The organism is Curtobacterium sp. CFBP9011 (genome assembly GCF_034045095.1).
GTDB lineage: Bacteria > Actinomycetota > Actinomycetes > Actinomycetales > Microbacteriaceae > Curtobacterium.
The window spans coordinates 218,306-238,746 of the sequence record NZ_JAXCWN010000006.1; the positions used below are offsets into that span (position 1 = coordinate 218,306).

22 protein-coding genes are annotated in these 20,441 nt (G+C 72.5%); 9 read left to right on the forward strand and 13 right to left on the reverse strand.

Going from position 1 to position 20,441, the window contains the following annotated elements; translation table 11 throughout:
* Positions 1 to 7: 7 nt before the first annotated feature.
* A complete protein-coding gene (locus tag SOM35_RS13945) occupies positions 8 to 313 on the forward strand; it encodes a putative quinol monooxygenase (RefSeq protein ID WP_320515874.1) in 306 nt (101 codons plus the stop codon).
* Positions 314 to 326: 13 nt separating this feature from the next.
* Here the strand turns inward: SOM35_RS13945 and SOM35_RS13950 are convergent, their stop codons facing one another.
* From SOM35_RS13950 to SOM35_RS13960, 3 genes are read right to left on the reverse strand one after another with little or no spacing between them, the layout of a single operon-like run.
* Positions 327 to 1,400, reverse strand: a complete 1,074-nt coding sequence (locus tag SOM35_RS13950) for a DUF2891 family protein (RefSeq protein ID WP_320515875.1) — start codon at positions 1,398 to 1,400, stop codon at positions 327 to 329.
* On the reverse strand, positions 1,387 to 2,457 hold the full coding sequence (locus SOM35_RS13955) for a DUF979 domain-containing protein (protein ID WP_320515876.1): 1,071 nt from the start codon (positions 2,455 to 2,457) through the stop codon (positions 1,387 to 1,389). The genes SOM35_RS13950 and SOM35_RS13955 overlap by 14 nt, the downstream gene beginning before the upstream one ends.
* Complete coding sequence (locus SOM35_RS13960; RefSeq protein WP_221849117.1) at positions 2,454 to 3,152, reverse strand: DUF969 domain-containing protein; 699 nt, start codon at positions 3,150 to 3,152, stop codon at positions 2,454 to 2,456. Before SOM35_RS13960 ends, SOM35_RS13955 begins: the two co-directional genes overlap by 4 nt.
* Before the next feature lie 106 nt (positions 3,153 to 3,258).
* On the opposite strand from SOM35_RS13960, the gene SOM35_RS13965 reads away from it, so the two are divergent.
* Positions 3,259 to 3,900, forward strand: coding sequence for a GntR family transcriptional regulator (locus SOM35_RS13965; protein ID WP_320515877.1), 642 nt, complete (start codon positions 3,259 to 3,261; stop codon positions 3,898 to 3,900).
* Positions 3,901 to 3,910: 10 nt separating this feature from the next.
* On the opposite strand, the gene SOM35_RS13970 is transcribed toward SOM35_RS13965, so the two are convergent.
* On the reverse strand, positions 3,911 to 4,261 hold the full coding sequence (locus SOM35_RS13970) for a hypothetical protein (RefSeq protein WP_320515878.1): 351 nt from the start codon (positions 4,259 to 4,261) through the stop codon (positions 3,911 to 3,913).
* Positions 4,262 to 4,477: 216 nt separating this feature from the next.
* Between SOM35_RS13970 and SOM35_RS13975 the strand changes: the two genes are divergently transcribed.
* Entirely contained in the window at positions 4,478 to 6,049 is a 1,572-nt protein-coding gene (locus SOM35_RS13975) for a phospholipase D family protein (protein WP_320515879.1), read from the forward strand.
* Positions 6,050 to 6,125: 76 nt separating this feature from the next.
* On the opposite strand, the gene SOM35_RS13980 is transcribed toward SOM35_RS13975, so the two are convergent.
* The 3 genes from SOM35_RS13980 to SOM35_RS13990 form a co-directional block, all read right to left on the reverse strand.
* A complete protein-coding gene (locus tag SOM35_RS13980; RefSeq protein WP_320515880.1) occupies positions 6,126 to 6,944 on the reverse strand; it encodes an SDR family oxidoreductase in 819 nt (272 codons plus the stop codon).
* A 76-nt stretch (positions 6,945 to 7,020) separates the two neighbouring features.
* The gene (locus SOM35_RS13985; RefSeq protein ID WP_320515881.1) at positions 7,021 to 8,574 is read right to left on the reverse strand and encodes an MFS transporter; all 1,554 of its coding nucleotides are present in this window, start codon (positions 8,572 to 8,574) and stop codon (positions 7,021 to 7,023) included.
* Positions 8,575 to 8,674: 100 nt separating this feature from the next.
* Entirely contained in the window at positions 8,675 to 9,235 is a 561-nt protein-coding gene (locus tag SOM35_RS13990) for an MOSC domain-containing protein (RefSeq protein WP_320515882.1), read from the reverse strand.
* A gap of 171 nt (positions 9,236 to 9,406) precedes the next feature.
* On the opposite strand from SOM35_RS13990, the gene SOM35_RS13995 reads away from it, so the two are divergent.
* Positions 9,407 to 10,021 (forward strand): NUDIX hydrolase, encoded by a 615-nt coding sequence (locus SOM35_RS13995; protein ID WP_320515893.1) that lies wholly within the window; start codon positions 9,407 to 9,409, stop codon positions 10,019 to 10,021.
* 56 nt (positions 10,022 to 10,077) lie between these two features.
* Here SOM35_RS13995 and SOM35_RS14000 read toward each other — a convergent pair whose 3' ends face one another.
* The gene (locus tag SOM35_RS14000; RefSeq protein WP_320515883.1) at positions 10,078 to 10,608 is read right to left on the reverse strand and encodes a TetR/AcrR family transcriptional regulator; all 531 of its coding nucleotides are present in this window, start codon (positions 10,606 to 10,608) and stop codon (positions 10,078 to 10,080) included.
* Positions 10,609 to 10,705: 97 nt separating this feature from the next.
* Between SOM35_RS14000 and SOM35_RS14005 the strand changes: the two genes are divergently transcribed.
* Positions 10,706 to 11,665 carry a ketopantoate reductase family protein gene (locus SOM35_RS14005; protein ID WP_320515884.1) on the forward strand — a complete coding sequence of 320 codons (960 nt, stop codon included), beginning with the start codon at positions 10,706 to 10,708 and terminating at the stop codon, positions 11,663 to 11,665.
* A 65-nt stretch (positions 11,666 to 11,730) separates the two neighbouring features.
* On the opposite strand, the gene SOM35_RS14010 is transcribed toward SOM35_RS14005, so the two are convergent.
* Positions 11,731 to 13,245, reverse strand: coding sequence for a CitMHS family transporter (locus SOM35_RS14010; protein ID WP_320515885.1), 1,515 nt, complete (start codon positions 13,243 to 13,245; stop codon positions 11,731 to 11,733).
* A gap of 153 nt (positions 13,246 to 13,398) precedes the next feature.
* Here SOM35_RS14010 and SOM35_RS14015 point away from each other — a divergent pair, with 153 nt between their 5' ends.
* Both SOM35_RS14015 and SOM35_RS14020 read left to right on the forward strand, forming a co-directional pair.
* Complete coding sequence (locus tag SOM35_RS14015; protein WP_320515886.1) at positions 13,399 to 15,171, forward strand: sensor histidine kinase; 1,773 nt, start codon at positions 13,399 to 13,401, stop codon at positions 15,169 to 15,171.
* Positions 15,168 to 15,821, forward strand: coding sequence for a response regulator (locus SOM35_RS14020; RefSeq protein ID WP_111074434.1), 654 nt, complete (start codon positions 15,168 to 15,170; stop codon positions 15,819 to 15,821). The genes SOM35_RS14015 and SOM35_RS14020 overlap by 4 nt, the downstream gene beginning before the upstream one ends.
* An 81-nt stretch (positions 15,822 to 15,902) precedes the next feature.
* On the opposite strand, the gene SOM35_RS14025 is transcribed toward SOM35_RS14020, so the two are convergent.
* Both SOM35_RS14025 and SOM35_RS14030 read right to left on the reverse strand, forming a co-directional pair.
* A complete protein-coding gene (locus tag SOM35_RS14025; protein WP_320515887.1) occupies positions 15,903 to 16,598 on the reverse strand; it encodes a hypothetical protein in 696 nt (231 codons plus the stop codon).
* A complete protein-coding gene (locus SOM35_RS14030) occupies positions 16,595 to 16,885 on the reverse strand; it encodes an RNA polymerase sigma factor (RefSeq protein WP_320515888.1) in 291 nt (96 codons plus the stop codon). The genes SOM35_RS14025 and SOM35_RS14030 overlap by 4 nt, the downstream gene beginning before the upstream one ends.
* A gap of 255 nt (positions 16,886 to 17,140) precedes the next feature.
* On the opposite strand from SOM35_RS14030, the gene SOM35_RS14035 reads away from it, so the two are divergent.
* On the forward strand, positions 17,141 to 18,631 hold the full coding sequence (locus SOM35_RS14035) for an LCP family protein (RefSeq protein ID WP_320515889.1): 1,491 nt from the start codon (positions 17,141 to 17,143) through the stop codon (positions 18,629 to 18,631).
* A gap of 90 nt (positions 18,632 to 18,721) precedes the next feature.
* Positions 18,722 to 19,231 (forward strand): hypothetical protein, encoded by a 510-nt coding sequence (locus tag SOM35_RS14040; RefSeq protein ID WP_320515890.1) that lies wholly within the window; start codon positions 18,722 to 18,724, stop codon positions 19,229 to 19,231.
* A gap of 80 nt (positions 19,232 to 19,311) precedes the next feature.
* Here the strand turns inward: SOM35_RS14040 and SOM35_RS17405 are convergent, their stop codons facing one another.
* Both SOM35_RS17405 and SOM35_RS14045 read right to left on the reverse strand, forming a co-directional pair.
* Positions 19,312 to 19,653: a zinc-binding dehydrogenase gene (locus SOM35_RS17405; protein WP_414648576.1), complete on the reverse strand. Its 342-nt coding sequence runs from the start codon at positions 19,651 to 19,653 to the stop codon at positions 19,312 to 19,314.
* Positions 19,650 to 20,063 carry a DUF3592 domain-containing protein gene (locus tag SOM35_RS14045; RefSeq protein WP_320515891.1) on the reverse strand — a complete coding sequence of 138 codons (414 nt, stop codon included), beginning with the start codon at positions 20,061 to 20,063 and terminating at the stop codon, positions 19,650 to 19,652. Before SOM35_RS14045 ends, SOM35_RS17405 begins: the two co-directional genes overlap by 4 nt.
* Positions 20,064 to 20,441: the final 378 nt, after the last annotated feature.

Genomic DNA, 20,441 nt, shown 5'->3' on the forward strand with positions numbered 1-20,441 from the left:
GCACACCATGACGATGACCGTCTTCCTCGAGGTCCAGATCCGTGACGACGTCGCAGCCGACACGGTCGAGGCCGCGATCCGCGAGACCCTGGCCCAGACCGCAGCCCGGCAGGGCAACGAGTCGCTCGAGGTCCTGGTCGACGACGAGGACCCGACGCGCATGGTCGTGCTCGAGCGCTGGACCACCGCCGAGGACCACGACGCCTACGTCGCCTGGCGCGCCACCCCCGAGGGCGCCGCGGAAGCGCTCGGTGCCGTCCTCGCCGCCCCGCCCATCACGAAGACCTTCGGCCGCACGATCTCCCTGCCCTAGCCCCCGCGGAAGGTCAGCGGGCGGCGTGCTCGCGCGCCTCCATGGCGTCCCAGGCGAAGCTCGCCAGCCAGTGGGTGGAGTAGTACTCCTCGCCGACACTCGCCGCGAGCCCCGAGGCGAGCAGTCGGTCAGCCGCGCCGCCGAGCAGGTCCGCCAGCGCGGTGTCCTCGACGTCCGCAGCACGCAGGGCGTCCGCGATGCGCCGTGCGGAACCGGCCCGCGACAGGTCGAGCCCGAAGAGGTGCACCTGCTGCGGGTCGTTCTCGTCGCGGACCGTCGTCGGGGTCAGGATCGCGTCCCCGGCGGCGACCTCGGCGAAGAACGCCCGCGCCCAGGGGCCGAACTCGGCCGCGGGCAGCACGGCGCGCATCAGGTCGGCCTCGGCGAGCCCGGCGGACAGGAAGTCGTGCCCGCTGCGCTCCCACGCGAAGGGCCATCCGGCGTCGTCGCCGAACCACTCCCGCGCAGCCCGTCCGACCGTGGCGACGAGGTCGGAACGCCCGAGTGACCGGGCCCCCTCGAGCACGAGCAGCAGTCCGAACGCGGAGTTCGAGTGCACCCCGTGCCGGACCGGGTGCGCGGCGCCGTCGACCCAGCGGGTGACGAGGTCCTCGAGCACGTCGACGACCGGGGTGAAGCCCGGTGCGAGTGCGCGGATCGCCGGGACCTCGGACGCGGACACCTCGGCGGCGAGACGCATCAGCCATGCCCAGCCGTACGGGCGCTCGTAGTGCGGGGTCTCGCGGAGGTACGCCGCCTCGGTGGCCAGGTGCTCCGTCGACAGGTGGGCCTGCAGGACCGAGATGATCCGTGCCTCCAGGTCGGCCGGTACCCCGAACGCCAGCAGGCGGGTGGCGAGCCAGTGCATGTGCACCGACGAGTGCCAGTCGTAGGACGTGGCGAAGGCGGGGTGCAGCTCGACCGGCAGTGCCCGGTCGTCAGGACCCGAGGTGGTGTGGTGCGCGGCGTACGGGTACTCGCGCGTGACGTTGTCGAGTGCGACGGCCGCGAAGCCCGGCGCCCAGGCAGCTCGGTCCAGGTCCGGCGCGGACGGCGACCCGACGGGGGCGGGCTCAGAATGCGACAAGGTACATCACTCCCATGTTGACGACGAGCAGGATCCCGGCGGTCGGGAGCTGCGCCTTGATCGGCCCGTACTTGTCCCGCATCTCGAGCAGGGCGGCGGGCACGAGGTTGAAGTTCGCGGCCATCGGGGTGACCAGGGTGCCGCAGAAGCCGGCGAGCATGCCGATCGCGAAGATCGCGGCCGGGTTGCCGTCGAAGCCCTGCACCAGGACCGGCCAGCCGATCGCCGCGGTCATGATCGGGAACGCAGCGAACGCGTTGCCCATGATCGCCGTGAACAGCGCCATGCCGAGGCAGTAGACGACGACCGCGGCGAGCAGTGAGCCGTCGGGCAGCACGGCCTTGATGATCGTGCCGACGGCGTCGCCGACCCCGGCCTGGGTGAAGACGATGCCGAGCGTGGAGAGCATCTGCGGCAGGAGTGCTGCCCAGCCGATCGCCTGCAGCAGGCGGGCACCCTCGCGCACGGGGGTGTCGAGGCGCGGCGGACGGAGCACGAGCACCGCGACGACGACCGCGAGCACCGAGCCGATGCCGAGCCCGGTGAGGGTCGCGCTGCCCTCGGCGAGCAGCGGCTCCCCACCGATCCGGACGAGCGGACCGAGGGTCGCGACGAGCACCGCGACGACGGGGATGACGAGCGCCGGGATGAACAGCCGGTTGCCGAACCGCTGCGCGAAGCCGGCGCGCTCGTCCGGGCTGGTCGTCGCGAGGACACTCGTGCTGGAGCTCGGCCGGGTGGTCACCGCGGTCGGCTCGGCCGGCCCGGTCGCCGATCCGACCCCCGCGCCCGGGACGTTCGCGACCCGGGTGCGGCTCGTCGTGCCCGTGAAGCCGAGCCCGGCGAGCGCCACCATCACCAGGACGGCGATCCCGAGCGCCCAGGCGGGGAGCGCGCCGGACACGACGAAGGTGCCGGCGAAGAAGGAGAGCCCGAGGATGCCCCAGAACGCCGCGTTGCCGACGCGCTTGGCGTGGGTGCGGTCGGTGAGGATGAACACGGAGACGGCGATGAAGAACGCGCCGATGAGCCAGTAGAGCCACTCGCTGGTGATCACGCTGCGACTCCCTCGGTCTGGCGGACGTCGGCCGCCATCTTGTCGAGCTTGCGGTCGAGCAGCAGCAGTCGGGTGCCGTGCACGAGCAGGGCGGCGATGCCGGTGGGGATCGCCCACAGCGCCAGGTCGATCGGCTCGAGCGTCAGCTTGTAGGCCTCGTCCACGAAGGACGTGATGAGCAGGATCGACCCGACGGCGACGAAGACGTCCTCGCCGAAGAACACCCCGACGGTGTCGGACGAGGCCGAGAAGCCCTTGATCTTCTCGCGCATCCGTTCGTCGATGCGGCCGTACTTCTTCGTCGCAGCGCCCTCGGCCATCGGGTGCACGAGCGGACGGACCGTCTGCGCGGGACCGCCGATGCTGGTCAGACCGACGGCTGCGGTGACCTGCCGCACCACCAGGTACCCGGCGAGGATGCGGCCCGTCGTGAGCCGGTCGAGCTTCGCGATGAGGCGCTTCGCCTGGTCCTGCAGGCCGTAGCGCTCGATGAGCCCGATGACCGGCAGCACGAGCGCGAAGGTCGTGACGCTGCGGCTGGACGCGAAGCCACTGCCGAACGCGGTGAGGATGCCGACGGGGTCGATCCCGCCGATGGCCGCGGTGACGATGCCCGCGACGGTGACGACGAGCAGCGCGTTGACGCGCAACGCGAACCCGATGATCACGACGGCGACGCCGATGAGGACGAACATGCGGGACAGTCTGGCCCGCATTGTTCAACAATCTCAAGAGGGCACCCGGATCTGTAACACGGCGGTCACACGGGGCCGCGCTGTCGGGCTCTGCCAGGATCGGCACATGACCCGAACCGTCAGCGGCGCAGAGTCCACCGCGGCACGCCTGCGGTCCTCGATCGCGGACGGCGGGTTCATGCCGGGGACGCAGCTGTCCGAGGAGCGCCTGAGCGACCAGCTCGGCGTCTCGCGGAACACCCTGCGCGAGGCGTTCCGACTGCTCGCCCGCGACCGACTGGTCGAGCACGTCTTCAACCGCGGTGTCTTCGTCCGACGGCTCTCGGCGGCGGACGTCACCGACCTCTACGCCGCCCGTCGGGTGCTCGAGGAGGCCGGCATCCGCGCCTGCACGCCGGACTCCCCCGCCCTCGCCGCCGCCTCGACCGCCGTCGCCGATGCCCGTGTCGCCGCCGCGGCACACGACTGGCGAGCGGTGGGCACCGCGGACATCCGCTTCCACGCCGAGCTCGTCCGTGCCGTCCCGAGCGCCCGGCTGCACGGCCTGATGGACGCCCTGCTCGCCGAGATGCGGCTGGCGTTCCTCACCACCGACGACCCCGGCGCGTTCCACGGTGAGTTCGTCGAGCGGAACGAGGCGATCGTCGCTGCGCTCCGCTCCGGCGAGCAGGACCGCGCGTCGACCCTGCTGTCCGACTACCTCGACGACGCCGAGCGGACCCTGCGGGCAGCAGCCGCCGCGGCCTGACGGGGCTGGTTCAGCCCACCGCCGGCGGCTCCGTCTCGTCGTCGCCCTCGGTCAGGTCCGACCGGGTGTCGGCGTGGATGACGGTGTCGTGTCCGAACGTCCGGGCAGCGGCACGGAGCCGCGCCACGAACTCGCCGTTCTCGAGCTCGAGCTCGTCCTCTTCGGCGTCCTCGACGACGACCTCACTCGACGGCCCGATGAGGATCTTCGTGGTGGTCATCGTCCCGTCGTGGGCGACCGAGGGCACCGCCACGGTGTCGGCCCGGTCGCCGCCGGAGAGCGCGGCCGCGTACTCGATCACGGCGTCGGCCACGTCATCGCTCGTCAGGATCGCGGTGTTGTCGTAGCGGATGGTCTTCATCAGGGGTGCTCCTCTCGCACCGCCATCCTGGCCCGCACCGCCGACGGGCTCCTCAGTTCCTCCGGGAACCGCGAACGGGCCGGCCGCAACCCCGCCACCGGAGGGGAGGCGCGGTGCCGGCCCGCCACGGGCCTCCCGTCCGTCAGCGTGAACACCTCCACAGGCCCCGGCGAGCCGAGACGTCCTCAGGGCAGGCGCTGCCCGTATCCTGCGACCGTGCCCACTGATGCGCGTCACTGGTTCCTCACCCGCGACGAACGCGGCAACACCGCGACCGAGGTGCACGCCGGTGGTGACGACCGCCCCGCGTGGTCCGAGGGCAACCTCGTGCGACCGCTGGTGCACGGGGCGTCGTACTTCGCCCGCATCGAGGCGGAGCTGTCGGCACTGCAGCCCGGCGACCGCGTCTGGTTCACCGACTGGCGGGGGGACGCCGACGAGCGGCTGTCCCCCGACGGGCCGACGATCGGCGACCTGCTGGCCGACCGGGCACGGGCCGGGGTGGAGGTCCGCGGCCTCATCTGGCGCTCCCACGGCGAGCGGATCTCGGCGTCCCTCAGCGCGAAGGCCAACGAGTTGCTCGGGCGGAAGATCAACGACGCCGGCGGCGAGGTCCTGCTCGACCAGCGCGTCCGGTTCTTCGGCTCGCACCACCAGAAGTCCTTCGTCATCCAGCACCGCGACGACCCGTCGCGGGACGTCGCCTACGTCGGTGGCATCGACCTGTGCCACAGCCGCCGTGACGACGCCGCGCACGAGGGCGACCCGCAGGCGATCTCGATGGACTCCCGGTACGGCGACCACCCCGCGTGGCACGACGCGTCGATGGAGCTCCGCGGGCCGGTCGTCGCGGACGTCCTCGCCGTGTTCGCCGAGCGGTGGGACGACCCGCACCCGCTGGACCGGAGCCTGCCCTACCGGATGCTGCTGCAGCGCCTGGTCCGGATGCCGCGCCACCCGGAGCCCCTGCCGGAGCGGACCCCCGCGCCGCCGGTCGCCGGAGAGCACGCCGTGCAGCTCCTCCGCACCTACGGGGTGAAGCACCCGCCGTTCCCCTTCGCGCCGGAGGGCGAGCGGAGCATCGCGCGGGCCTACGGCAAGGCGTTCCGGACGGCGCGGTCCCTGATCTGCATCGAGGACCAGTACCTGTGGTCCCGCGAGGTCGCGACCGGCATCGCGGAGGCCTTGGAGCGGAACCCCGACCTCCGGGTGATCGTCCTGGTGCCGCGGTACCCGAACTCCGACGGGGTGTTCAGCGGCCCGCCGGCCCGTCTGGGCCAGATCGACGCGTTGACGACCCTCCGCCGGACGGCCCCGGACCGCGTCGGGGTGTTCGACCTGGAGCACGAGTCCGGCCGGCCGATCTACATCCACGCCAAGGTGTGCATCGTCGACGACGAGTGGTTCACGATCGGGTCGGACAACTTCAACCGCCGCTCGTGGACGTCCGACAGCGAGCTGACCTGCGCGGTCGTCGACACCTCGGACAGCTCCCTCGCCCGCGACCTGCGGCACGAGCTCTGGGCGGAGCACCTGGCGACGACGCCCGACGACCCGCAGCTCGACGACACCGGCGCCGAGCTCCTCGCCCGGTGGCGCGCACACGCCCGCGCGCTCGACCACTGGCACGAGGACGGCCAGCCCGGACCGCGTCCGCCGGGACGCATCCGCCAGCACGAGCCGGAGCCGGTGTCGGCGCTGCAGCGGCTCTGGGCGGCCCCGGTCGCGAAGCTCGCCGTCGACCCGGACGGGCGGCCGCGTGCGCTCCGGGGCACGACCCGCTTCTGACGCGGCGACGGACGGACGGACGGGAGACGCGGTGCCGGCTGGCACCGCGCCTCCCGTCCGTCTGCCCCGGCGCTGACTACGCGCCGTGCGCCTCCTCGGCGACAGGCTGCCACTCGCGCCACGTCGCGAGGCGGGACTCGTAGTCCTTCTCCGCGATGCCGAGCGGCGCCTTGCCGAAGAAGACGCGCAGCGGCGGCTGGTCGGCGTCGACGACCTTGAGGATCGCGCTCCGCGTCGCCTCGGGCTTGCCGGGGTCGGCCGCGGAGGGACGCTTGGACGCGGCCTCGCGGACGTCGGCGTAGGCCGGGTTCTCGTCACTGTGCTTCGAGGACGGGCCGGACCAGTCGGTGGAGAACCCGCCCGGCTCGATCAGGGTGACGTGGATGCCGAAGCCGGCGACCTCCTGCGCGAGCGACTGCGACAGCCCCTCGAGCGCCCACTTCGACGCGTGGTAGGCGCCAACTGTCGGGAACGCGCTGATGCCGCCGATGCTCGACACCTGGATGACGTGTCCCGAGCCCTGCTCGCGCATGATCGGCAGGGCCGCCTGGGTGACCCAGACCGCGCCGAACAGGTTCGTCTCGAGCTGGGCGCGGAGCTCGTCCTCGGTGAGTTCCTCGACCATGCCGAAGTGGCCGAAGCCGGCGTTGTTGACGACGACGTCGAGCGAGCCGAAGTGCTCGGCGGCCTGCTGCACGGCGGCGACGTCGGCGGCGCGGTCGGTGACGTCGAGCCGCAGCCCGAGGAACGTGTCCGGGTACTGCTCGACGAGGTCCTGGACGTCGTCGGTGTTGCGGGCGGTGCCGGCGACGGAGTCACCGCGTTCGAGGGCGGCCTCCGTCCACTCGCGGCCGAAGCCCTTGGATGCTCCGGTGATGAACCAGGTCTTGCTCATGTGTCCTCCTGTGGTTGCCGCGTCCCAGCCAACGCCGTGGCCGGTCCGCGGGGACGGATGTTCGCGGTGGGCGAGGTCAGACCGACGCTTCGGTGTGCCGCACCTTGCCGACGACGACGTCGACGATCCCGGCGACCAGTGCGGCGCCGACGAACGCGAGGGAGACGCCCAGCCCGAGCGGCAGTCCCTTCGCGTAGTCGCCGTGCGAGCTGGCGAGGGTCGAGTAGAAGACGCTGCCGACCGCGGCGATCCCGACCGCCGAGCCGACGCGCGCGCCGACCTGGATGAGCCCACCGGCCGAGCCGCCCTGTTCGACGGGCACCTCGGACAGCGTCAGGGTCTGGTTCGGCGAGATCGTCAGTCCGGAGCCGACGCCGGCGACGAGCAGCGGCAGGACCAGCCACCAGCCCAGGTCCGACTCGTAGTGGTTCGCGACGACCCAGATGACGACGCCCAGGCCGATGAGCACCAGGATCGTGCCGACGACGATGAGCTGCCGCCCGAAGCGGTGCACGATCCGTCCGCCCAGGGTCGAGGCGATGCCGGACCCGATCGCGAACGGCACGGTTGCCAGGCCCGCGGTCAGCGCCGAGTAGTGCAGCCCGGACTGCAGGGCGAGGGTCAGGACGAAGAACAGCGGGGTGAAGCCGGCGAAGTACACCGTCGCCAGGCCGACACCGAGCGAGAACGACCGGCGACGGAACAGCCGCAGGTCGACCACGGGCTCCTTGGTCCGCTCGTAGTGCCGCTCCCACAGGACGAACAGGACGGCGAACACGACGGCGACGACGATCAGCCACCACTTCGTGCTGCCCTTCCACACCTGCGACTGCACGAACGGCAGCAGCAGTGCGACGACCGCGGCACCCAGCAGGACGATGCCGACCGGGTCGAAGTCGTGCTTCTTGCCCCGCTCGGCACCGGACGGTGCCGGCAGGTAGCGGAAGGCCAGGAGGATCGTGACGAGTCCCACGGGCAGGTTCACGAAGAACACGAACCGCCACCCGTTCTCGGTGCCGAAGGCGGTGATGAGCAGGCCGCCGATCAGCGGGCCGATGGCGGTCGCGATGCCGACGGTCGCGCCGAACAGGCCGAACGCCTTCCCGCGCTCCCGGCCCCGGAAGAGCTGCTGGATGAGCGCGGTGACCTGCGGGGTGAGCAGACCGCCGGCGAGACCCTGCACCAGGCGGGCGATCACCAGGACGATGCCGTTCGGGGCGAAGCCGCAGAGGGCGCTGGCGAGCGTGAACAGGCCGACGCCGATGACGAACATCCGCCGCCGTCCGGTCGCGTCACCGAGTCGGCCGCCGGGGACGAGCAGCAGGCCGAACGACAGGGCGTACCCGGAGAGGATCCACTGGACCGCCTCGGGCGTCGTGCCCGGCAGGCCGGTCGAGATCGACTGCAGGGCGACGTTGACGATCGACACGTCGAGCAGGACGATGCCACCGCCGAGCAGGCAGATGACGAGGGCCTTCCAGCGGTTCGGGTCCGGCTGGTCACCGTCCGACTGCGCTGCCTGGTCGGGCCGTGCCGGCGCGTGCTCGTCGCTCTCGACGTGGTGGGCGTCGTGGTGCGGGACGGTGGGAGCCGCATCGGGCTCGACGGGTCTGCGGTGTTCAGCTGTCATGGCCACTTCACGCTAGGCTCGCCGACCCCCGGAGCCGGCCACGATCCTCCCGTCCCCGCACGGCAGTGTGAGGGAACGCACAGGAGCAGCGGTCGGGCGCTCACACCGGACTGAGCGGCTCCAGTTCGCCCTCGGGCATTTCGATCCGCACGCCGTCACCGGGGCGGACGACTCCCCCGCTGACGACGACGCCCATCACGCCGCCCTTCCGCGAGACCGACCCGTCCTCGGCGCGGCCGAGCACCTCGCGGAGCAGTCCGGGTTCGAAGTCGTTGATCTGCTGGCACGGGTTCCGGAGGCCCGTGACCCGCACGCAGGCGTCCTCGCCCAGGTGGAGCAACGCCCCGGTCGGCAGCCCGAGCAGGTCGACCCCGCGCGTGGTGACGTTCTCGCCGAGCAGCCCGGGCCGGACGGAGTGGCCGGCGGCCTCGAGCTCGTCGAAGAGCTCGGCGTGGATCAGGTGCACCTGCCGCAGGTTCGGCTGCGACGGGTCCCGGGCGACGCGGGAGCGGTGCTGCACGGTGGTGCCCGCGTGCGCGTCACCCTCGATGCCCCACCCCTCGACGAGCGTGACCGCATCGACGACGGGCTTGCTGAAGTGGTGGTCGTGGTCACGGCTGACGGCCACGACCTCGGATCGGTCGGTTCCCTGGTTCCCCATGACGCGAGTCTCGTGCACCGACCCCGCCGGCGGCAACGGTCGGCGTGCCTAGGCTGGCGTGGTGCTCACGCTTCGTCCGTCGTCCGTCCGCTCCGACCGGCGTATGCCGTGACCGCCAGCAGCCAGCTCGCGGCGGCCGTCGCGCCGGGAGCGCCGCCGCTCGTGACCGACATGCCGTCCGCGCCGACGCCACGGCAGGCGGCGGTGCTCATGCTGTTCGGCCCGCTCGACGACGTGCCGAGCGACCGTCCGGCGCGTTCCGCCGACGTACCGCGGGACCTCGACGTGCTCCTGCTCGCCCGCGCAAGCACGCTCCGCTCCCATGCCGGCGAGGTCGCCTTCCCCGGTGGCCGCGTCGACCCGGGTGACGCCGACGTGGTCGCCGCGGCACTCCGGGAGGCGCGTGAGGAGACCGGCCTGGACCTGACGGGCGTCGACGTGCTCGGCACTGCGCCGGCCGTGCCGCTCGCCCACTCGCGGCACCTGGTGACGCCGGTCCTCGGCTGGTGGCGTGCGCCGTCGCCGGTCCGGGTGGTGGACGTCGCCGAGTCGGCCGCCGTCTTCCGCGCCCCGGTCGCCGATCTGCTCGACCCGGCGAACCGCGGCATCACGGAGTTCCGTCGCGAGGGCCGGACCTGGCGCGGGCCGGCGTTCACCGTCCGGGCCGACTCGGGGTCCTACGTGGTGTGGGGCTTCACCGCCACGCTGCTCGACGGGTTGTTCGACCGGGTCGGGTGGACCGAGCCGTGGGACCACGAGCGGGTGGTGGCCATCCCCGGGCAGTGAGCGCCGGGCCTGCCGCTCGAGCGCCGACCCAGGCGGCGCGTGCTGGTCGCTGCGGTTCAGTCCGCCGCGAGGCCCCGCACGACGACGTCGGCGAGCACCTGCGCTTCCGCCGCCCACTCCGGCCGTTCGGTCGCCGAGCCCACACCGTGCAGCGCGATCAACACGGCGCCCGGTGTCACGTCGTCGCGGACGCTCCCCTCGGCGACCCCTCGCGCCATCAGGGCACCGAGCGTCCGTTCCAGTTCACCGCCGCCGGCGGCCTGCGTGTCCGCGTCGACGACGGCCGCCAGGGTCCTGGCGAGCGCGGTGTTCTCGACGACGTGGTCGACGAACGCGTGGACGAAGCGGTCGAGGGTCTCACCTGCCGGGCGGGTGGAGTCCCGGGCCTGCCCGCAGAGCGCCTCGACCTCACCCTGGTACACCGCTGCCGCCAACGACTCCCGCGTCGGGAAGTGCCGGTACAGCGTGCCGACCCCGACTCCTGCCCGGGCTGCGAAGTCGTCGAACCGGAGCTGCTCGTCGTTCTCGAACACGGAGCGCGCGGCACTGATGATCGCGTCCCGGTTCCGGCGGGCGTCTGCACGCACTGGTCCTCCTCGGATCGGCGATGGTCGTTGACAAGTGGAGATGACCTCCGTATCGTCGCAAACGGAGACAACCTCCACACTACTGAGGAGGAACGCGATGCGGATCCTGATGCTCGGGCGAGGCGTCATCGCGACGGTCTACGGCCAGGCCTTCCAGCGCGCCGGCCACGACGTCGTCCACCACGTCCGACCGCAGCGCCTCGCCGAGTACCGCGAGCCCGTCCGGACGGACCTCATCGACGGACGCCTCGGGCCGCTCGGTCGACGGACACAGCGCGACTACGCGCCGCGGCTCCAGAGCTCGACGGCGCCGGACGACCGCTTCGACCTCGTCGTCATCAGCGTCGGTCACCACCAGCTCCGGGACGCCTCGGCCGCGCTGGCACCGCACATCGGCGACGCGACGGTCGTGGTCCTGGGCAACGTGTGGGACGAACTCGATGCCGCCGTGACACCGATCCCCGCGGACCAGGTCGTCTTCGGCTTCCCCGGCGCGGGCGGCGGGTTCCGGACCGACGGCAGTCTCCACGGTGCCGTCCTCCGGTCGGTCACCCTCGGCACGTCGGGGACCGCACCGCCCCGGCGCGCGCAGGAGGCCCGGGCCGTCTTCCACCAGGCCGGCTTCACCGTCCGCGACGAACCGGACATCCGCGGGTGGCTCTTCCTGCACGTCGTCCTCGACGCCGGCATGTTCTCCCAGGCGGTGGAGCGCGGCGGGCTCGCCCGGATGATCGGGGACCGACGGGCACTCAGCGGGGCGTTCCGGACGAGCCGAGAACTCCTCCCGGTCATCGAAGCGCGCGGCGTCGACCTCACCCGACACCGCACCGCGAGCACGCCGGCCAGGTTCCCGGGGGCGACGGGGGCCGCGCTGGCAATCGCCACCGTGGTCGCGCCGATCGCCCGCGCCAGCCTGGCCGCGCACGACGACCCGCAGGCCGCAGAACCCCGTGCGGTGCTCCTCGACCTCTCGCACACCGCTCGCTCCCTGGGCATCGCAACGCCGCGACTGGACCGCGCCGTCGCCAGGCTGACCCGCCCGGGTCCCGCTGGGTGAACGACGGACGGGAGGCGCGGCACCCGCTGGCACCGCGCCTCCCGTCCGCCCTCGGGTCGCACCGGTCAGCCGAACGGGATCACCCGCACCACGATCCCGACGACGAGCATCGCCGCGGCCACCACCGCCGCCCGCCACAGCACCTTCCTGTGGTGGTCGCCGAGGTTCACGTTCGCCAGGGACACGAGCAGCAGGATCGCCGGCACGAGCGGACTCTGCATGTGCACCGGCTGCCCCACCACCGAGGCCCGCGCCATCTCGGCGGGCGTGATGCCGAACGCCGAGGCGCTCTCCGCCAGGACGGGCAGGATGCCGAAGTAGAAGGCGTCGTTGCTCATGAAGAACGTCAGCGGCATGCTCAGTACGCCCGTGATGGCCGCCAGGTAGGGGCCCATCGAGTCGGGGATCACCGCGACCAGCCAGTCGGCCATCGCGGCGACCATCCCGGTGCCGTCGAGCACCCCGATGAGCACCCCGGCGGCGAACACCATCGACACGACGCCGACGATGCTCGGCGCGTGGGCCACGATCTGCGCGCTCTGCTGCTTGAGCTGCGGGAAGTTGACGAGCAGCGCGACGGCCGTGCCGACCATGAACACGTACGCCAGGGGCAGCACACCGAGCACCAGGACGACCATGACCGCGACGGTGAGCACGAGGTTGAACCAGATGCGCTTCGGGCGGAGCGTCGGACGGTCCGGGTCGAGCATCGTCGACGCCATCGTCGCGCCGGAGCCCGAGCCGGACGCCCCGCCGACGTCGTCTGCACCGTCGACGCCCTCGCCGTCCGCCCGGCGGCCGTCGGCCTTGCCGCCGCGCAGCCCGAGCGCGACGGTCGGGCTGGTGAACATCCCGCCACCGGTCCCGCCGGCCGCCGCGAGCATCCGCGAACCGACACCCACTCCGGCCCCGGCCCCCTGCCGGCTCGGCGCCCGGGACGCCCGGGTCGCGGAGGTGAACTCGATGAGCCCGAGGCGCTTCCGCTCCGCCAGCCCCATCGTCCACGCGAACCCGAAGCACAGCAGCAGGCCGACGATCAGCGACGGCACGAGCGGCACGAAGACGTCCGTCGGGTCGATCTTCAGCGCTGCGGCGGCGCGGGCGGTCGGGCCGCCCCAGGGCACGATGTTGAGCGTTCCGTTGGTGAGCCCGGCGACGCACGTCAACACGACCGGGCTCATGCCGAGCTTGAGGTAGATCGGCAGCATCGCCGCAGTCACCACGATGAACGTCGTCGACCCGTCACCGTCGAGCGACACCGCACCCGCCAGCAGGGCGGTGCCGAGGACGATCTTCGCCGGGTCGTTGCCGGTCACCCGCAGGATGAAGCGGACGAGCGGGTCGAACAGGCCGACGTCGATCATCAGGCCGAAGTACATGATCGCGAACATCAGCAGCGCGGCCGTCGGCGCGAGCGTCCCGATCGCCTTCATGACCATGTCGCCGAGGCCCAGGCCGGCACCGGCGAAGAGCCCGAAGACCGTCGGCACGATGATCAGGGCGAGCATCGGTGACATCCGCTTGGTCATGATCATCACCATGAAGACCACGACCATCGCGTACCCGAGGATGACGAGCATCAGGACTCCTTCGTCCGTGTCTGGCAGTCCGGGCACGCTACGACCCGGCCGGGAGGCGCGGCGCGCTTCTGCTCGTTGGCGCACCATCGCGCATTGACCGTGTTGTGCGCATTCTGCGCACGATGAGTGCTGCGCGCTCCGTACGCTGGTGTCGTGACCGACGACCGTTCACGGCGCCGCAGGCTCCGCTTCGCCACCGAGGTACTGGTGCTGCAGCTCGTCGTGGTCGTCGCCGTCGTCGTCCTCACCAGCGCCGTGTTCGTCCGGATCGAGGTCACCCGGCTCGAACGGGCCGCCGAGGGGACCGCCCTCGCGATCGCCCAGAGCGTCGCCGCCCAGGACGACCTCCGCACCGAGGTCACACGGCTCAGCGTCGACGGGACCGACCTCGACCGCGTCGACCTCGCCGACGGTCCCGTGCAGCAGGCCGCTCTCGACGCCCAGCGGCGGACCGGGGCACTGTTCGTCGTGGTGACCGACGACCGCGGGATCCGCCTGGCGCACCCGGACGCGGACCGCATCGGTCGGATGGTGAGCACCTCCCCCGACGCCGCACTCAGCGGGCGCGAGAGCGTGTCGTGGGCGCGCGGCACCCTCGGCGAGTCCGCGCGGGCGAAGGTGCCCGTCTACGGAACCGGGGCCGGCGGGGCGGGCGCGGGGCGTGCCTCCCGGCCGGACGTGGTGGGCGAGGTCAGCGTCGGGTTCGCGCGCGACCGCGTGTACGACACCCTCGTCGAGGACAGCGTGCCCGTCGTCGGCGCCGGTCTCGTGGCGGTGCTGCTGGCGGTGGTCGCCTCCGTGCTCATCCGTCGGCGACTCGTCCGGTTGACGCTCGGCGTGCAGCCCGAGGAGCTCGTGACGCTCGTGCAGAACCAGCGGGCCGTCCTCGGTGGGGTCGGCGAGGGCGTCATCGCGACCAGCCCCACCGGCACCGTGACCGTCTGCAACGCCGAAGCCGCACGGTTGCTCGCGCTGACACGACCGGTCGGACGGGCGGTCACCGACCTGGACCTGCCCGACGCCCTGGCCGCCATGCTGGACCGTGCCGCGCCGACCCCGGCGAGCGCCACCGTCGTCGCCGGCCCGCAGGTGCTGCTCGTCGACGTGCGGAGCGTGTTCCGCGACGGCCTCGACCTGGGCCGGGTCGCCGTGCTGCGGGACCGGACCGACGTGGAGGCCCTCAGCCGACGACTCGACGCCGTCGGCTCACTGACCCAGGCGCTCCGGGCCCAGCGGCACGAGTTCGCCAACCGGTTGCACGCGATCGCCGGACTGCTCGACGTCGGGGAGACCACCCGGGCCCGCGCCTACCTTGCGGACGTGCAGGAGCGGGGGCCGCTGCGGTACCCGGTGCAGCACGCCGACCGGCTGACCGAGCCGTTCCTGCAGGCGTTCCTCGGCGCGAAGGGCGTCGAGGCGGCGGAACGCGGGGTACTGCTGCGGATCGGACCGGAGACGCTGGTGCAGGGGACGATCACCGAGCCCGGGGACGTGACGACGGTGCTCGGGAACCTGGTGGACAACGCGGTGACGGCGGCCCTGTCCCGGGCTCGGTCGTCACCGGACGAGCCGCAGCCGTGGGTGGAGGTGGAGGTGCTCGACGAGGGCACGACGCTGCACCTGTCGGTGATGGACTCCGGGCCGGGCGTCCCCGGGGACCGGGACCTGTTCGCACGTCGATCCCCCGGACCGCGTGCCGCCGGCGACGGCGGGTCCGGAGAGCCCGGTCCGGGCGACCCCGGGCAGGTGCACGGGCTCGGCATCGGCCTGCCGCTGTCGCGGGAGATCGCCCGGCGGAACGGCGGGGACGTGTGGCTCGCCGACCGCGGCGGGCCGGGCGACGGTGGCGGGCCGGGCGACGGCGGCGCCGACGACACGACGCACGGCGCGGTGTTCTGCGCACGACTCGGAGGAGCGGTGGGATGACGGACCTGATCGTGCTGGTGGTCGACGACGACTTCCACGTCGCGGACCTGCACCGACGGCAGGTCGACCAGGTGCCCGGGTTCCGGGCGCTCGACCCCGTCGGCACCGTGGCGCTCGCCCGCCAGGTGCTGGCGACGACCCCGGTCGACCTGGTGCTCGTCGACGTCTACCTGCCGGACGGCAGCGGCCTCGACCTGCTCCGCGCGGTCGACACCGACGCGTTCGTGCTGAGCGCTGCCTCCGACTCGGGGACCGTTCGGCGGGCGATGCGGCACGGTGCCCTGGCGTACCTGATCAAGCCGTTCGACTCGGGGGTGCTCGCCGAGCGGCTGCGGGCGTACGCGCGCTCCCGGAACGTGCTCGACGAACGGGCGACGCTCGACCAGGAGGCCGTCGAGCGGGCGTTCCGGATCCTGCACGCCGGGGACAGCGGTGGCGCTTCCCCCTCGCGCGCGGCCACGGCGGCGCTGGTGCTCGAGCAGCTGTCGGGGTCCGAGGAGCGCTCGGCGGCCGAGGTCGCGGCGGCGATCGGCGTCTCGCGGGCGACGGCGCAGCGCTACCTGGCGCAGCTCGCCGCCGACGGGTCCGCGACCATGCAGCTGCGGTACGGCGCGGCGGGGCGGCCGGAGCACCGGTACACGCGGCGCTGACGTCCGGCGCCGACGTCTCGGCGGTCCGGTGGTACGACGACGGGCGGGAAACACCCCCCAAGGCTGCTTCCCGCCCGCTCGTCAGTCGCAGACGTTCCGAGGCAGCTGCGACGGGTCCCCGATCTTGATGCCGACGACCGTCTCCGCGTCAGCACCGATCTCGAAGGTGATCGTCCCGCCGGAGCTGGACGTCTGCCACAGCGACCACGGGCCGGACGCGGCGGGGTCTTCCGGGTGGACGTCCGGGTACTCCGACCGGATCGCCGTGAGGGTCGCACCGCGGCCGGATCCCCCGGCGGTGTGTGGGCCGGACGGCGTGGCGGAGCGCTCGAGCGTCGAGTCGTCGCCGATGACCCGGACGACCCGCACGACCCCGTCGAGGTCGGAGAGGACCTCGATCACGGTGCCGTCGTCCCAGGTCCAGGCACCGTGTCCCGGAGCGGGACACTCGTCGTCGATCGGCGGACGCACGGTGCCGGAACCCAGGTCGTCGACCTCGGCGTCGAACTGCCCGCCGAGGTCGATCGGCCCGATCTCGTCCCCCGAGATGGTCCACGTCGACGGGTCGTCGAGCGCGAACGGCCCCCTCGTCGACGTCGGGTTCGGTATCGGCACCGGGTCCGGCGTCTCCTGGACGGGCGCCGACTCGGGTGTGCTCGGCGCAACCGGTTCGGAGGGACTGGGCGTCGGCGCGGGCGCGGACGCGGTGAACGGCTGCGGGATCATCCCGAGCGCGACACCACCGCTCGTGGCGCCGAGGCCGAGCAGCGCGATCACGCCGATGACGATGCCGGCACGGCGGCCGCGTCGACGGGGTGCGGGGCGGCGGTCCGCAGCCACGGCAGCAGGGCGCTGGTGGCGAGGTCGAGCTCGCCGGACTTCTGCCAGAGCGTCAGGAACGTGTCCTGCACGAGCTCTTCGACGTCCTGCTTGCTGCTGGCCAGCGCCCACGCGTACCGGGTCAGTGTCGGCGCGAACCGGTCGAACGCGTCGGCCAACGCCGCGCGGTCCCCGTTCGCGAGCCGACGAGTCAGTGCTGCGTCGGCTTCGGTGTTCTCGTCCACGGATACCCCCTCTCACTCCAGAAGTGTCGGGGGGCCGCCGATCCTGACGAAGTCTCCACGATCGGGCGTGTCGCGCGGCGCCGGATCGCGCGGCGCGGGGCGTGACGGACGGGAGGCACGGTGCCAGCTGGCTCCGCGCCTCCCGTCCGTCACGTGTGAGCACTCGCACACGGGATCAGTGGTCCCACGGACGTCCTCCGGTCCGCCCGGTGTGAGACTGCTCCTCCTGCCACCGAACACGATCGAGGACACCCGATGCCCGCAGACGACCACGACACGTCCCCCGCCCCTGCCGGCGGTCCGGTCCGGCACGGCCGCCAGCGCCGCCGGAGACTCGTCCTGCCGACGATCGGCGGCGTGCTCGCGATGGCCCTCGTCCTGACCGGCGGCTACGCGGCGTGGTCCTACGAGCAGCTCGACTCGAGTCTCACCAAGGTCCACATCACCCGTTCGGCACCCTCCGGAGCGCCGGGCGGTGGCGGAGGCGAGGTCGCCGACACCGACGGGAAGGCGCAGAACATCCTCCTGGTCGGGGACGACCACCGTCCGGCCGACGCGACCCCGCAGGAGCTCGACGAGCTCGGCACCCAGCTCGACGACGGGGCGACCAACACCGACACCATGATCGTGCTGCACATCCCGGCTGGCGGCGGCAGCGCCACGATGATCTCGTTCCCGCGCGACTCGTGGGTGCCGATCCCGGGGCACGGCACCTTCAAGTTGAACAGCGCCTACTCCGACGGCGCCGCGAACGGCGGTGGCGACGCGGGCGGCATGGGGCTGCTCATCCAGACCATCGAGAACCTCAGCGGCCTCACCATCGACCACTTCGTGCGGGTGTCGCTCCTCGGCTTCTACCAGCTCGTCAAGGCGCTCGGGCCGATCACCGTCTGCCTCAACCACCCCGCCCACGACCCGAACTCGGACGTCGACCTGCCCGCCGGGCCGTCGACGCTGAACGCCTCCCAGGCACTGTCCTTCGTCCGCCAACGCGACGGGCTGCCCCGCGGGGACCTGGACCGTGAGGTCCGACAGCAGTACTTCCTCTCCCAGGAGGCACGGGAGGCCCTGTCCGCGCGCACACTCCTCAACCCGGTGAAGGTCGCGGACCTGCTGCACGGCGTCGGCGACGCGGTGCAGATCGACGACACCCTGCGCATCCCCGACCTGGTCTCGACCTTCAGCGACATCGACCTGTCCGCGATCCGGTCGGCCACGATCCCCACCTCCGGCACGCCGACCATCGACGGGTACTCCACCGTGGCCGTCGACTTCGCTGCCCTGCCCGCCTTCTTCCAGGACATCGTCGGCCCGCCCGCCGCGTACGTCGCCGCGCGGGCCGCCGCCCCCTCGGCAGTGCACGTCGCCGTCCTGAACGGTGCGCAGACGCCCGGCGCTGCCGGGACGGCGTCCTCGGCGCTGACGGCGAAGGGCTTCGTCGTCGGAGCGCCGGGCGACACCACGACCACCGGCACGACCGTCGTCGAGTACCCCGCGGGGTCTGAGGCGCAGGCGAAGGCGGTCGTCGCAGCCGTCCCCGGAGCGCTGGCGGTGGAGTCCACGACGGTCAGCGGTGTGACGCTCGTGCTCGGTACCGACGGCCACACGGTGGCGGCGGCAGCGGCCCCCGGTGCGACGAGCACCGCGCCGTCCCCCGCGGCGAGGAGCCACGCAGCCGCACCGGCCCCGGCACCCGCGAAGCCCGTCGGCAACGCCTACGGCGCGCAGGGCACCTGCATCAACTGACCCCACCCGTGACGGACGCGAGGTCTCCGTTCGGTCTCGTTCTCTCCCCTGGGTCCGGCTCTGCAGGGACGACGCCCCAGAGTGGAGGGCATGGACTCCTGGGGCATGGGCGACACCGGACGGCTCATCGGCAGCAGCTACGGGTGGATGGTCACCGTCACGACCCCTGCCAGCGCCGTGGCGGCCACGGCGCTCGTCGCGATCACGAGCGGCACCCTCCCCGACCTCATGTCGTTCGTGTGGTTCACCGGCCTGTTCCTGGTCGCCACCCTCGTCCTGGCGCTGGCCGGCGCCCTGATCTCGGTCCCCTTCACCTACCTGCTCGGGCGGGCGCTCGACCGGGTCGCCTCTCGTGCGGTCCACACCGCCGCACACTCGGTCCTCGCCGGCGTGCTCGCAGCAGGGGCCTCGTCGCTCACCACCTCACTGTGGCTGAACAATCTGCTGCCGTCCATCGCGATCACGATCGCCGTCGCCGCGGGAGCCGCTGCGGCCATCGCCACCTGGCGGCAGCTCCGTCCCGCGCCTGTCGTCGCCGTCGTCCCCGTGGACGATCAGCACGAGGAGACGGAGCGCGTCGACGCCCAGCGGCCGGTGTGACGGACGGGAGGCGCGGTGCCGGCTGGCACCGCGCCTCCCGTCCGTCACCCTCGCACGCTGGTGCGCCGGCGGCACCGCGGTCAGGGCAGCAGGACCACCTTGCCGTTGAGGGTCCGTGACTCGGCGAGCGTGAGGGCCGCGGCGGCCTCGGTCAGGGGGAAGCGTGCAGCGATGTTCGCGGAGATCGTGCCGTCGGCCAGGAGGGCGAAGACACGGCCGAGGTCGGCTTCCAGGCGGCGGCGGAAGCGCGCCGGACGGAGCGAGTGCCCGGACCAGAGGTCGTAGAACGTCGCGCGGCGCCCGTTCGGCAGGGCACTCCAGAGGAGGGCCTCGGAGGTCGCGGCGATCCGGGCGCGGGCGGGGTGCGCTGTCCGCGGCCGGGTCGGGGTCCGACGGTTGAACCCGGAAGAGGACCAGCTCAGCTCCGCTTCCTCCTCCCCCTGCGGGAAGCGACGAGCATGGTGACAGCCGCGCCACCCACGATGACGGTGAGGACGACGCCCAACCCCCGGACCGACTCACCAGGCGTGCCGTACCCCGCGATGACCGCTGAACCAGGATCGTCCTGGCGGTAGACGACGGTGACGGTGTCACGGACCTCGGGCTTCGCCTGGGAGACCCAGTCCGCCCAGATCACATGACGCGACGAGCCGGAGGAGAAGTACTCCGCCCCGAAGCGTCGGTCCGATGACTCGGGGCCGTCGTCCACGTCGATGACCGTTCCGGAGATCCGTGTACCCGTCGCGAGCAGGTCGTTGTTCCCGGCGATCAGGACACTGCCGATCGTGACGAGCAGTGGACCGATGAGCAGCATCGCAGCGATCAGGAGCACGAGCGGGGCTCGCCCTCGCTTCGGCGCGGCAGGGCTTCCCGCTCCCGTCGGTTTCATCATCGTTGCTCCCCGTGACGGCACATCAGACGACGTCCTGTTCCCGGCTCGGGCCACAGGCGCCGGAAGCGTCGCGGCAGGGCTTCAGGTCTGGGCCACGACATGGACCGAGCTTCGCAGATCCACCGATCACCCGTCGGGTGCAGGCCCGGAATGTAACGACGAGGTAACAACCACAACGACCACCAAACGGTTGCGCCGGGTGCCCCGAATCACTGTCACAAGCCGGGAAACACCCGCAAGCGCTCACCAGCAGCTCACCGCTGGTTCTCCACCCCCACCGCCGGGGTGTGTTCGGCGCGCTGTCACCAAGCGCGCCGA

Excerpts from the sequence above, each read along its gene's own strand:
- SOM35_RS14010 (WP_320515885.1), bottom strand. The coding sequence starts at position 13,245 with ATGCTCGTCATCCTCGGGTACGCGATGGTCGTGGTCTTCATGGTGATG.
- SOM35_RS14040 (WP_320515890.1), top strand. The coding sequence starts at position 18,722 with ATGGACTCCTGGGGCATGGGCGACACCGGACGGCTCATCGGCAGCAGC.
- SOM35_RS14035 (WP_320515889.1), top strand. The coding sequence starts at position 17,141 with ATGCCCGCAGACGACCACGACACGTCCCCCGCCCCTGCCGGCGGTCCG.
- SOM35_RS14005 (WP_320515884.1), top strand. The coding sequence starts at position 10,706 with ATGCGGATCCTGATGCTCGGGCGAGGCGTCATCGCGACGGTCTACGGC.
- SOM35_RS14020 (WP_111074434.1), top strand. The coding sequence starts at position 15,168 with ATGACGGACCTGATCGTGCTGGTGGTCGACGACGACTTCCACGTCGCG.
- SOM35_RS13995 (WP_320515893.1), top strand. The coding sequence starts at position 9,407 with ATGCCGTCCGCGCCGACGCCACGGCAGGCGGCGGTGCTCATGCTGTTC.
- SOM35_RS13980 (WP_320515880.1), bottom strand. The coding sequence starts at position 6,944 with ATGAGCAAGACCTGGTTCATCACCGGAGCATCCAAGGGCTTCGGCCGC.
- SOM35_RS13965 (WP_320515877.1), top strand. The coding sequence starts at position 3,259 with ATGACCCGAACCGTCAGCGGCGCAGAGTCCACCGCGGCACGCCTGCGG.
- SOM35_RS13960 (WP_221849117.1), bottom strand. The coding sequence starts at position 3,152 with ATGTTCGTCCTCATCGGCGTCGCCGTCGTGATCATCGGGTTCGCGTTG.
- SOM35_RS13985 (WP_320515881.1), bottom strand. The coding sequence starts at position 8,574 with ATGACAGCTGAACACCGCAGACCCGTCGAGCCCGATGCGGCTCCCACC.
- SOM35_RS13990 (WP_320515882.1), bottom strand. The coding sequence starts at position 9,235 with ATGGGGAACCAGGGAACCGACCGATCCGAGGTCGTGGCCGTCAGCCGT.
- SOM35_RS13945 (WP_320515874.1), top strand. The coding sequence starts at position 8 with ATGACGATGACCGTCTTCCTCGAGGTCCAGATCCGTGACGACGTCGCA.
- SOM35_RS13970 (WP_320515878.1), bottom strand. The coding sequence starts at position 4,261 with ATGAAGACCATCCGCTACGACAACACCGCGATCCTGACGAGCGATGAC.